This window comes from Flavobacteriales bacterium (genome assembly GCA_016716605.1).
GTDB lineage: Bacteria > Bacteroidota > Bacteroidia > Flavobacteriales_F > PHOS-HE28 > PHOS-HE28.
The window spans coordinates 1,122,489-1,134,855 of sequence record JADJWA010000001.1 but is presented as its reverse complement, the minus strand read 5'-3'; the positions used below and the strand labels follow the sequence as shown (position 1 = coordinate 1,134,855).

Annotated in this window: 8 protein-coding genes; 5 read left to right on the top strand and 3 right to left on the bottom strand. The window is 64.0% G+C overall.

Annotated features, from left to right (window positions below; all coding sequences use genetic code 11):
- Window positions 1–71 precede the first annotated feature (71 nt).
- From IPM12_04495 to IPM12_04480, 4 genes are all read left to right on the top strand, one after another.
- Complete coding sequence (locus IPM12_04495) at window positions 72–779, top strand: ComF family protein (protein ID MBK9147067.1); 708 nt, start codon at window positions 72–74, stop codon at window positions 777–779.
- A gap of 51 nt (window positions 780–830) precedes the next feature.
- A complete protein-coding gene (locus IPM12_04490) occupies window positions 831–1,316 on the top strand; it encodes a GAF domain-containing protein (GenBank protein MBK9147066.1) in 486 nt (161 codons plus the stop codon).
- A complete protein-coding gene (locus IPM12_04485) occupies window positions 1,313–2,920 on the top strand; it encodes an Ig-like domain-containing protein (GenBank protein MBK9147065.1) in 1,608 nt (535 codons plus the stop codon). Before IPM12_04490 ends, IPM12_04485 begins: the two co-directional genes overlap by 4 nt.
- A 171-nt stretch (window positions 2,921–3,091) precedes the next feature.
- The gene (locus tag IPM12_04480) at window positions 3,092–7,999 is read left to right on the top strand and encodes a gliding motility-associated C-terminal domain-containing protein (protein MBK9147064.1); all 4,908 of its coding nucleotides are present in this window, start codon (window positions 3,092–3,094) and stop codon (window positions 7,997–7,999) included.
- Here IPM12_04480 and IPM12_04475 read toward each other — a convergent pair.
- Both IPM12_04475 and IPM12_04470 read right to left on the bottom strand, forming a co-directional pair.
- Entirely contained in the window at window positions 7,996–8,775 is a 780-nt protein-coding gene (locus IPM12_04475) for an amidohydrolase (protein MBK9147063.1), read from the bottom strand. The two genes, IPM12_04480 and IPM12_04475, sit on opposite strands and share 4 nt — an antisense overlap.
- Window positions 8,763–9,911: a pyridoxal phosphate-dependent aminotransferase gene (locus IPM12_04470; GenBank protein ID MBK9147062.1), complete on the bottom strand. Its 1,149-nt coding sequence runs from the start codon at window positions 9,909–9,911 to the stop codon at window positions 8,763–8,765. Before IPM12_04470 ends, IPM12_04475 begins: the two co-directional genes overlap by 13 nt.
- A gap of 89 nt (window positions 9,912–10,000) precedes the next feature.
- On the opposite strand from IPM12_04470, the gene dcm reads away from it, so the two are divergent.
- Window positions 10,001–11,290, top strand: coding sequence for a DNA (cytosine-5-)-methyltransferase (gene dcm, locus IPM12_04465; protein MBK9147061.1), 1,290 nt, complete (start codon window positions 10,001–10,003; stop codon window positions 11,288–11,290).
- Between the two features lie 5 nt (window positions 11,291–11,295).
- Here dcm and IPM12_04460 read toward each other — a convergent pair whose 3' ends face one another.
- The gene (locus IPM12_04460; protein ID MBK9147060.1) at window positions 11,296–12,252 is read right to left on the bottom strand and encodes a hypothetical protein; all 957 of its coding nucleotides are present in this window, start codon (window positions 12,250–12,252) and stop codon (window positions 11,296–11,298) included.
- Window positions 12,253–12,367 lie beyond the last annotated feature (115 nt).

Here is a 12,367-nt window from a genome sequence, read left to right as displayed (position 1 = left end):
TTCGGCGGGCTAAATTACTCCCGGCCCGAGCGGCCTCATTCCCGCAACAGGCCCGCTTATCAACACGCACGATGGGAAAAGCACGCAGCACGCTGGGCCTGTTGATGCACGACGCCTGGGGCCTCCTGGTGCCGCTGCGCTGCGCGGGCTGCGACACCGCGCTGCTAAGCCATGAGGATTGCCTGTGCGAGGCCTGCCTGCGCGAACTGCCGCGCACACGCTTCAACCATGATCCGCTGAACCCGGTGGAGCGGCTCTTCCATGGAAGGATCGAACTGGCTGCGGCCGGTGCGCTGCTCACCTTCAGTGCAAAGGGCATGGTGCAGCGCATCCTCCATCGGATCAAGTACAAGCACGATCGCGAGATGGGCATGCTCCTGGGCCGCATGATGGGTGAAGAGCTGGCTGCATGCGACCGATTCAAGGGGCTCGATGGCGTGATCGCCGTGCCCTTGCACCCGCGCAAGGAGCGTGTGCGCGGCTACAACCAGAGCCGCCTGCTGGCCGATGGGATCGGCACCGTGCTGAACGTGCAGCCCTTGCACGCGCAGCTCCGGCGCGCCGAGCGGACCAGCACCCAGACCCGAAAGGGCCGCCTTGACCGCTGGCGCAATGTGAACGAGGCCTTCGTGATCAAGGACGAAGCCGCGCTGCGCGACCGTCATGTGCTCCTGGTGGATGACGTGGTGACCACCGGCGCCACCGCCGAGGCGTGCGCAGCCGCGATCCTCGAAGCTCCGGGCGCGCGCGTGAGCTTCTTCTCCGCTGCCACCGCCTAGCCGGTACTTTCGCGCCTGCTTCCGAAAAGGAAGGCCCGCATCACCGAACGCATGACCACTCCCTCGAAGAATAACTCCGCCGAGCGCGTTGCCTTTTACGATGCACTGGGCCCTCAATGGAAGGAACTGCTCGATGATGAACGCGACCTGATCGCCGCCATGGCGAATTTCTCCGCTTTGCTCAGGGAGACCTTCGGCTGGCATTGGGTGGGCTTCTACCGCGTGGTAGGGGCGGAACTCGTGCTGGGGCCGTTCCAAGGGCCGGTGGCCTGCACCCGAATCCCTTTCGGCAAAGGCGTGTGCGGCACGGCCTGGAAGGAGGAGCGCACGCAAGTGGTGCCCGATGTGGAGCGCTTCCCCGGCCACATCGCGTGCAGCCCGCATTCGCGCTCGGAGATCGTGGTGCCGCTACGCGACAGCGATGGCCGGATCGCCGCGGTGCTTGACATCGACTCTGCTGAGCTGGATGATTTCGGCACCGTTGACGTGCACGGGCTGGAGGCATTGTGCGAGACGCTGCAACCGCTCTTCGAATGAGCAGAGCAGCGGCGGCCGCTCTGCTCGCCGTGATCGCGGCAGGATGCGCACAGGTGCGCGAAATCACCGGTGGCGCCAAGGATGAGCAAGGCCCGCTGCTGATCAGTGGATCGCCCCCTCCGGGCAGCGTCCGTTTCACCGGCGACCGGTTCGTGATGCGCTTCAATGAGCGCGTGCAAGTGAAGCGGCCGGCGGCGGGACTGCTGGTTTCACCGCCGATCGATCCACCTCCCGTGATCAAGCTCGCCGGGCCAAGGGAAGTGGAGGTGCGCTGGACGGCACCGCTGAAGCCCGGCGCCACGTACAGCTTTGCCGTGGGCGAGGCGGTACAGGACCTCACGGAAGGGAATCCGGCGCTTGGGCTGGATTACGCCTTCAGCACGGGCGATGCCCTGGACAGCCTGATCATCGGCGGCAGCGTCGTGGATGCGTTCACCCAAGCGCCGCAAGAAGGCGTACGGGTGCTCGCATACCCACCGGGCGCCACCGCGTCATTCATGCAAGGGCGCCCGCTCTTCGCCACTCGCACGGACAAGCATGGCCGCTTCGTGCTGCGCCATCTGCCCGCGCAGCCTCTCATCCTGCGCGCGCTCAAGGACCTCAACGGCAACTACCTGTTCGACCTGCCCGCCGAAGAGATCGCCTTCCTGTCCGGTGCGGCGAATCCGGGCGTTGAGGGCGACAGCCTCAATCGCCCGATCGCCCTTCGCCTATTCCAAGAAGCAGGCTCCGAGCAGCGCATCCTCTCCGCTTCGATCACCGACGACCGAGCGTGGCGCGTGGTGCTCGCGCAGCCTGCGGAGCGCATTGCCATCCGCGACCTTGCGCGAGAAGGCGGCAAGCTCGAATGGAACGCCGAGTGGAACGCCGGGCGTGACAGCATCCTGCTCTGGCCCTCGGATACCACCGCACTGGGCGAAGGCCGCTATGAGGTGAGCACTGAGTCGGGCGCAATCGACACGTTGCGCTATCGCGCCATCCGGCCGATGCCGTTCCGATTGGCCGTGCGGGCCTTGGACCCAGGGCCATCAGCATCCGCCATACGACTGCTGGCTTCACGCCCCTTGGCCGCATTCGATGAGCGACTCATGAAGCTGCGGTCCGAAGAGATCGACCTTCGATTCTCGATTGAACGTGACAGCACCGATCGGCGCGCACTGATGATCACGGCGGATGGGGCCTTGCCGCCCAAGGCAACGCTCCTCCTGCTTCCTGCTGCGCTGCGTGACATCTATGGCGGCACCAATGACACGCTGCGGATCGCAGTCGGCGTAGCGTCCGCTTCGTCGTTCGGGATCCTGCGCATCACCGTTGAATCCGAAACGAGCTGGAACGGCGACGGGCTCTTGGAGCTGCTCGATGCGCGGGGGCTCGTGGTCAGGCGGCGGGAAGGCGTTCGTGCTGGAGACCGCGTGGATTGGGAAATGATCGGACCGGGCAACCATAGTTTGCGCCTGATCATCGACACGGATGGCAATGGACGTTGGAGCCCCGGTGTGATGCAATCGTTGCAAGAGCCTGAACGGGTCCTTTTGAATTCCGACCCGCTTCAGGTAAGGGCCGGCTGGGACACGGGGATCACGTGGCGCATACCGGCCGAATAAGCCCTGGCCCCTCTCCGAACCCTCGGCTATCCGCGCCGTACAAGGCCCGCCTCGAACCACTCTTCGGCGGCCCGGATGAAAGCCTTCGACCCTTATCGCGCTTGCCTTCGGGCATCGGCAATCTGCATGGCGGCACTTACCGCGATGGGCGCGTTGGCACAATCCGGCACAATGCTGCCTACGCGCGGCAAGGCTTTCTGGACCACCTTCATGCAGAACGGATTCGGGGCGCAAGCCCTGCGGATCCACGTGGCCAGTGAGAATGCGACGAATGGAACGGTGAGCATGCCGCTGCTGGGCTGGAGCCAAGCCTTCAGCGTGGCCGCCAATGGCGTAACGGTGATCGATGTGCCAACGAGCGCCGAGTTGAGCGGCTCGGGCTCAGCGCAGGGCAAAGGCGTGCTGATCCAGGCGCAGGACACGGTGAACGTGTACATGGCGAGCTTGCAGAACTACACCCACGACCTGAGCCAAGTGCTGCCGGTGAACTCCCTGGGCACCCTGTACCGGGTCGACGCGCACCATGGCCTTCCCAATTTCAATAACCTGCACAAGAGCGAATTCGCGGTACTGGCCATAGAGGACGGCACGCAAGTGCGCATCACGCCATCGGCCAATACCGCCAATGGGCAACCCGCCGGCGTACCCTTCATCGTGAACCTGAACGCTGGACAGGCCTACCAGGTGCAGGCTGCCACCGACTTGCTGAACCTGACCGGCAGCCTGATCGAAGGCACCGATCAGAGCGGGCCATGCCGCACCTTCGTGGTGCTTGGCGGTACCATGTGCGGAACCTCGCCGGCTGGATGCTCGGCTTGCGACCACATCTTCGAGCAATGCCTGCCCGTTACCGCTTGGGGCACGCGCTACCATACCGTGATGGCCAGCGGCATCGCCGTGATGACCTACCGGATCCTGGCGCATCAGGACGGCACGCTGGTCACCATCGACGGAGGCGCGCCGATCGCGCTCAATGCCGGGCAGCGCCATGAGGTGAGCGGGAGCACCGCGCCCGCATGCATCGAGGCGAACCTGCCGATCAGCGTCGCGCAGCTCCTGGAGGGCTATTCATGCGCCGGTGCCGGAGACCCTTCGTTGATGCTGCTTTCACCGGACGATCGCGCCTCACGGAGCGCCCGGTTCCACACGAGCAACAATGCCCAAGTGAATGCGCACAGCGTGAGCATCGTTGTGCCGGCATCGGCCACGGGGCAGGTCCAGATCGATGGCGTGCCGTTGAACCCAGCGCTCTTCCAGGCCTACGCCGCTTGCAGCGACCGGAAGCATGCCCGGATCCCGATCACGGCTGGTGCGCACCGCATCACGTGCCCCGTCGGCTTCCAGGCCTACGCCATCGGCACTGGCGCTGGTGAGAGCTACGCATCATCCGTGAATAACATCGCCTCGGTGACCGCGCCACAGGACAGCGTGGTGTGCGGATCAGGCCCGCTCACGCTCAACAGCCCCTTCGCACTGAACAATGCCGAATGGGTGGCCCTGAGCGATCCGCTAGTCGTTATCGGAACGGGTAACAGCATCACCATCACGCCCACGCAGAGCGAGAGTTACCGCGTGAGCGGCCAGCTGCCGGTGAGCGGCTGCCCCAGCGAATTCACCTTCCACGTGGGAAGCCCGCTCACCATACCCACCCTGCTCTCGGCCAACGGCCAACCGTCGATCAACGTGTGCCAGTACCAGCCCGTGCAGCTCAGCTTGGAGCCGCCACCGGATCCCGCATGGTTCAACGTGAGTTGGTGGCCCGTGGCCAGCTTGAGCGATGCCGCTTCGAATTCTCCGCTGGCCACACCATCAGCAACCACGTGGTACGGTGTGCAGGTCTCAAGCCCGAGCGGATGCGGGGATATGACCGACAGCATCCTGGTAACCGTGCAGCCCGGAGCGATCGTGGAGATGGAGACCACGGCGCAGCCCGCCACGGTTTGCCTCGGCAATACCACCCAACTGAGCAGCCAGGTGCTGCGGCGCCTGGCCAGCGATGCCTTCGAGGCCCCTGCGGATCCGATGTGGTCCGCCGTTCAGGGAGGCACCATCAGCACGGCATGCGGCAGCGCCTCCGGAACAGCGCTCTACTTCAACGGCAACGGACAGCGCAGCGCGCAGACCGTGGCCTACATCACCACGGGAGGCGGCGTCGTGCGCTTCAAATTGAAGATCGCGAATGGGTCCGCGCCCTGCGAGGATGCCGATCCGGGCGATGACATCGTGCTCGAATACTCGAACAACAACGGCATCAATTGGAACGTCATCGCCACGTACAATGAGGCGGCCTTCCCTGGCTTCGCACCGGTGAACGCTGCCATTCCGTCGGCGGCGCAGACCGCGAGCACCATGTTCCGCTTGCGCCAATTGGCCAACCAAGGTGCGGGACACGACAACTGGGCCATTGACGATTTCCTGATCGCGCGATACGACGACGGCTTCGCGAGCTACGCCTGGTCGCAGCCCTCCACATTGAATGATCCTGCGAGCCCTGCGCCCACCGCCACGCCGACAGCCAGCGGCTGGTACGTGCTGAGCGCGACGGATCCAACGGCCGGCTGCATCTATCAGGACTCGGTGTTCGTCACCGTGGCCCCGGCATTCCAACTGAATGTCACGCCCAGCACCACGCTTTGCTCGATCAATGGCGTGCAACTGAACGCGAACCCCAGCTCAGGGTCGAACATCGCCTATGCCTGGTCGCCGGCCAACGGGTCCCTCAGCGACCCTTCAATCGAAAACCCGATTGCCACTCCCTCGCAAAACACCACGTACACCGTGACCGCCACCAGTGGCGATGGTTGCACGGCTTCCGGGCAGACCACGATCACCGTGGGTCAGCTCTTCGGGCTGAGCATCACGGCAGCGCAGACCACGCTTTGCCAGGGACAGAGCACCGCGCTTGAAGCCCTGGTGAACGGGAGTGGCGCCATGACCTACTCGTGGCAGGGCGTTGGGTTGAACGACAATGCCATCCCTGATCCCACGGCCACACCCACCAGCACCACCACCTACACGTGCACGGCCACACATGTTCCGACCGGTTGCCAGCTTACCGCATCAATCACCATCACCGTGAACTCGGGCTACACCGCCGATGCCGGCCCCGACCTCACGCTTTGCTCCACGCTCGGCCATCAGCTCTCCGTGCAGCACAATGTACCCGGCGCCATCTACAGCTGGTCTCCTGCGGCGAACCTGAACTCGGGCAGCATCCAGTCGCCATCGATCCTCGTGGATGCCACCGCCACCTACACCGTGACCGTGACCGATGCCTTCGGCTGCTCCGTGAGCGATCAATTGACCATCACGCGCGCATTCGCCGGGGTTCCTTCGGCCCAGGCCGTGAGTGCTTGCGCCGATGCGCCGCCAACGCTCACCGCACCTGCCATCGGCGTGGGCTACCTATGGAGCACGGGCGCCACAACGCCTTCGATCGTGCCCAACCAGAGCGGGCCGCACACCGTGACCATCACCGACGCCAACGGCTGTCAGGCGATCAGCACCTTCAACGTCACGCTGCATCCCGTCCCTGCCGTGGAGCTCGGCCCTGATCTGAACGTCTGCGGCAACGCGCCGCAAACACTGAATGCCGGCAACACAGGCGCCGCCTATACCTGGAGCACCGGGGATCAGACGCAGGCCATCAACGTGTCGGTCAGCGGCAACTACAGCGTAACGGTGACCACGCCGCAAGGGTGCAGCGCCAGTGATGCGGTGAACGTGCAGTTCAATGCGCTGCCCGTGGATGCCTTGCAGGACGCGAGTGCATGCATCACATCGCCGCCGACCCTGGATGCGGGTAATCCGGGATCCAGCTATGCGTGGAGCACCGGTGCCACCACGCAATCGATCACGCCCTCGGGCAGCGGTGCCTACACCGTGACCGTGACCACCGCACAGGGCTGCAGCGCGAGCTTCGATGCCCTGGTGACACTGGCGCCGGAGATCAGCGTATCGCTCGGCAATGACACCACCATCTGCCAAGGACAGCCGATCCTGCTCGATGCGGGCAACGCAGGCGCCTCGTTCGCCTGGAGCACCGGAGCGCAAACGCAGAGCATCAGCACCGGCGAAGCAGGCAACTACTCCGTTACGGTGAGCAACGGCTACTGCGCGGCGACCGATGCCATCGCCATCGACGTAGCGCCCGCACCCGTGAATGCCCTGAGCGATGTGCTCCGCTGCGTCGGCGAGAGCGCCACGCTCAATGCAGGCAACGCTGGAGCGACCTACCTGTGGAGCACTGGCGTCACCACGCAATCGATTACGGTGAGCGCATCGGGCAGCTACTCGGTAACGGTAACGAATGCTGCAGGCTGCGCCGGAACCTTCAGCGCCAACGCCGAGTTCATCGCACCGCCTTCGGTGGAACTCGGACAGGACACGGTCCTCTGCGAAGGGCAGCTCCTGCAGCTGGACGCGGGCAACCCGGGTTGCACTTACCAATGGAGCAACGGCAGCACCTCCCGTGCAATCATGGTCGGAACACCGGGCACGTACTCCGTGACGGCGCACAACGGCGCCTGTTCGCGCTCGGATGCGATAACGGTGCATTTCAACCCTTCGCCAGCGCGCATGGCGGTGAATGAGTTCCACGCGTGCCTAGACGATGAGCCGCGCTATGTGGTGATCGATGCAGGCAATGCCGGCTCGCGGTATGATTGGAGCACCGGTGCCACTACGCGCGTGATCATGGCCAGCGCCTACGGCTGGTATTATGTGCACATCACCAACCAGTACGACTGCTCAACCGCCGATAGCGCCCGCGTGATCGAGCATTGCCCGGCCACCATCTTCATCCCGAACACCTTCACGCCCAACGGCGATGGCGTGAACGACATCTTCATCCCGCAAGGCAAGAGCATCGCCACCATGGTGCTGCGCATCTTCGATCGCTGGGGCGAGCAGCTCTTCGAGAGCGACGACCCGGCCGTAGGCTGGGACGGCACCTATGCCGGAGCGAACGTGCCGGACGATGTCTATGTCTGGCGACTCGAATACGCCTTCTTCCTGGACAAGGACGGCACCATCGGCGTTACGCAGAACCAGCTCGGCCATATCCAGGTGCTCCGCTAGGGCCGAAGCTCGAAATCATCGGCTTCCCTGGCCACCGGGAACTTCGCGCGGAAATCCTCCAGCGCCTCCCATCCGAGCACCGCGCTCGCCATGCCCTCGTGCGATCGCTCAACGCCCGCGATCGCTTCGCCGCGCGGATCGATGATCACGCTGTCGCCGCTGTAGTGGATGCCCTTGCCGTCCATGCCCACGCGGTTCACGCCCGCCACATAGCATTGGTTCTCGATGGCACGCGCGATCAACAGCTGGCTCCACGGGAAGCGCCGCGCCTCCGGCCAATTGGCCACGTAAAGGACCGCATCATAATCGCCCTTATTGCGCGAGAATACCGGGAAGCGCAGGTCGAAGCAGATCTGCAGCAGGATGCGCCATCCGCGCCAGGAAACCACCACGCGCTCGCTGCCTGCGGCATAGTGCTCCGTCTCGCCCGCGAAGCGGAAGAGGTGGCGCTTGTCATACGCGGTCACTTCACCATCGGGCGTCACGAAGAGGCCCCGGTTGAAGCACTTGCCATCCTGCTTGATGATGGCGCTGCCATACAAGGCCGCATCGAGCGATGCGGCCTGTGAACTCATCCAGTCCACCGTGGGGCCATCCATGGCTTCGGCGAGCTCCGCGCTGCGCATGCTGAAGCCGGTGGTGAACATCTCCGGCAGCACGATCAGGTCCGTGGAGCCCTGCAACGGCGCGATGGCCTCGGCGAGCATGCTGCGATTGGCAGCGGCATCCTCCCAATGGAGCATGCGCTGCACGATGGTGGCCCTCAGATCCGGCATAGGCGCTCGATGGCGGCGTCCAAGGTATCGTCGCGCTTGGCGAAGCAGAAGCGGAGCAGCCGCTGATCCATGCGCGGCTGCTTGTAGAAAGGCGATAGCGGAATGCTCGCAACGCCATGGTCGCGCGTCACGCGCTCGGCGAAGGCGCGATCGCCCTCATCGCTGATGGCACTGTAATCAGCGGTCTGGAAGTAGCTGCCTTCGCAGGGCAGCAGGCGGAAGCGCGAGCCGCGCATGCCCTCAGCGAAGCGGTCGCGCTTGGCCTGGTAGAGCGCGTGAACCTGAGCGTAATTGGATGGATCCGCGATGTAGCCGGCAAGCGCGTGCTGCATGGGCGTGCTCACGCTGAAGACATTGAACTGGTGCACCTTGCGGAGCTCGCCCATCAGCTCCTTCGGAGCAAGCGCATAGCCCATCTTCCAGCCGGTGGCGTGGAAGACCTTACCGAAGCTGAAGACCGTGAAGGCCCGCTCGCGCAATTCCGGATAGCAGATCACCGATGCATGCGGCTCGCCGTCGAAGACCAAGTGCTCGTACACCTCGTCGCTCAGCAGCAGGATGTCGGTTCCCCGCAGCATCGCCGCTATGCGCTGCATATCCGCATCGCGCAGGATGGTACCCGCAGGATTGTGCGGCGTGTTGATCATGAGCAAGCGGGTGCGCGGGGTGATGGCCTGCGCCACGGCTTCATGGTCGAAGCGCATATCAGCACCGAGGCGAACATGCACCGCCGTGCCGCCAAAAAGCTCCACGGCTGGGGCGTAGCAATCGTAGGCTGGATCAACGATGATGACCTCATCGCCCGCATGCACCACGGCCGCGATGATGGTGAAGATGGCTTGCGTTCCACCTGCGGTGATGGTGACCTCGGAGCCGGGATCGTAAGCATGGCCATAGAGTCGCGCCGCCTTGGCAGCTATGGCCTCGCGCAGCGCAGGCAGCCCTGGCATGGGCGCATACTGGTTGTGGCCAGCGCGCATGGCGGAATGCACCAGGTCGCTCAGGCGCTCATCAATGGGAAAGTCGGGGAAGCCCTGCCCCAAATTGATGGCACCATGCTCGTGGGCGAGCTGGCTCATCACGGAGAAGATCGTGGTGCCCACGTCGGGCAGCTTTGAGCGCGGGGTCAAGGGCATGGGCCGAAGCTAACCGGCATGCCCTTCCGGGAAGGGCGGCGCGGGACTTGATCGCTGGACGGGCGTGCGATATGTTTGGCGCGGCACCGATGAAGGAACCGATCCGGGTGGTAGAGCTGTTCGCGGGCGTCGGTGGATTCCGCATCGGGCTCGAGCGGGCATCAGAGCGCTTCCGGGTGGTGTGGAGCAACCAATGGGAGCCGGCTCGGAAGAAGCAGGATGCCTCGGAGGTCTATGTCGCACGCTTCGGTGCGCATGGCCATGAGAACCGCGACATCGCGACGGTAACGGCCGGCTCGATCCCCGACCACGATCTGCTCGTGGGCGGCTTCCCCTGTCAGGACTACTCCGTTGCCAAGACCCTGAAGCAGGCCAAGGGCATCGCGGGGAAGAAAGGCGTGCTCTGGTGGGAGATCCACCGCATCCTCGAGGCCAAGCGCCCGCCATTTCTCTTCCTCGAGAACGTTGATCGCCTGCTCAAATCACCGGTGAAGCAGCGCGGGCGAGACTTCGCCGTGATGCTGGCCTCGCTGGCCGATCTCGGCTATGCCGTGGAATGGCGCGTGATCAATGCTGCTGATTACGGCATGCCGCAGCGCAGGCGGCGCGTCTTCTTCCTGGGCTGCCATGCCAGCACACGCATGGCCGACGAGATGAAGGGAGCGAATCCATGGGAGTGGATCGCGAGCACCGGGCTCTTCGCCGAGGCGTTCCCCGCAGCTATGGGCCCATCGGGCGTTGCGGCGTTCAGCATCGAAGGCGACCTCGCACAGGTGACGCAGCGATTCAACATAGGGAAGGGCGCGACCAAGGGACCCTTCGCGGAAGCCGGCATGATGCATGGCCGGAAGGTTTGGACCACACGCGTAGTGCCGGCCTACGATGGTGCGCGGACCACGCTCGGCTCGGTGCTTCAACCAGAAGGCAAGGTGCCCGCCAGCTTTCGGATCAGCGCGCACCAGCTCGCGCAATGGAAATACCTGAAGGGGAGCAAGAACGAGACGCGCACCAGCAAGAGCAACGGTTTCGCGTACCGCTATTCCGAGGGCTCCATGGTCTTCCCGGATGCATTGGATAAGCCATCGCGCACCATCATCACCGGCGAGGGTGGATCATCACCATCCCGATTCAAGCATGTGGTGCGCACCGGCAAAGGCATCCTGCGCAGGCTCACCCCCATCGAGCTCGAGCGCCTCAACATGTTCCCCGACGACCACACCAAGGGAGCCAGCGATGCAAGGCGCGCCTTCTTCATGGGCAATGCGCTCGTGGTGGGCATCGTGGAAAGAGTGGGCGCGGTGCTGAAGGAGCGCGCAGAGCAGGAAGCAGCTCCTCCCCGCATGAAGAGCACCGGTCTGAGAGCGGGGCGCAAGCCCTGACCCGTTCAGAATTTGCTCAACCTGTATTTGCGTCCGTTGTTCTTGAAGAGGTAGCCGCTCCCTTTGGTCCGCTCCTCCAGGCCATCCTCTCCGGTGAAGAGCTTCGCGAAGTACTCGGTCACTTGCGCATCGGTCATGGTCACCGCCTTGCCGTTGTTGAGCGCCTCCGCGATGTACGCATCCACGAGTTGCGGGAATGCTTGCGCGAAGAGCGCGCTCGTAGCGAACACGTCGCAGCCGATCACCTTGTCGCCGCTGATGGCGATCACGCCGACCACGCGGCTGTTCGCGGCGGGCAAGCCCAGCAGCTTCTCGCGGTAGCGCTGCCGGTCAGCTTGGAATTCCTTGTCCTGCATCAAATGAGCATAGCTGCCGCTGCGCGTATCCGTTTCATTCTTCTTGATGTCCTTGGCCACTTCCTCCCACACGCGGGTCTGCTCCTTTTCGACCGCAGCGGCCTTGCGCGCCTTCTGGCCTACAACGCCGATGGTGCCCTTGAATTCATGGCCGGTGCTGCCGGCCTGCCAGCGGCCGCGCTCCACGCAGAAAGCTCCGATGTTCAGGGTTGCGCCCGGCGGCACGATCACATCCTGCGCCAGCATGCGGTCCTGCTTGCCGCCAACCACCACTTCGCCCTGCATCAGGTAGATGGTGTCCTTCGAGATGTTCTCCACTTGCAGCGTGTTCACCGTGGCTCCGCCTTCCTGCTCCTTCACCTTCAACCGGCCATCCTGAAGGGCCTTGTTCATGGGCACGAGCTCGCCCATGTCCTTGTAAGCATCCCGATAGGCGTCGTTGCCCATGATGGGGATGAGGCGGAGCTTCTCGCAATCGAAGCGCCCCGAGGCCTCTTGAGCGAATACGGGTTGGAGGTTCTCCGCATTCATCTGGGCCGTGCCGCGGATGGCTGAAACGGCGAAAAGGGCAGCAAGCCCGAGGCGGAATGATCTGAGCTGGAGCATGGTGGTAGGATTGGTGGATGGCGGTACACGCCGCCTGTGGAACGGTTCATTCACTGACACGCATGCATTGGAATAGCCAACGCTTCTAAAGCCCTCAAGCCCTCATGGAATGATG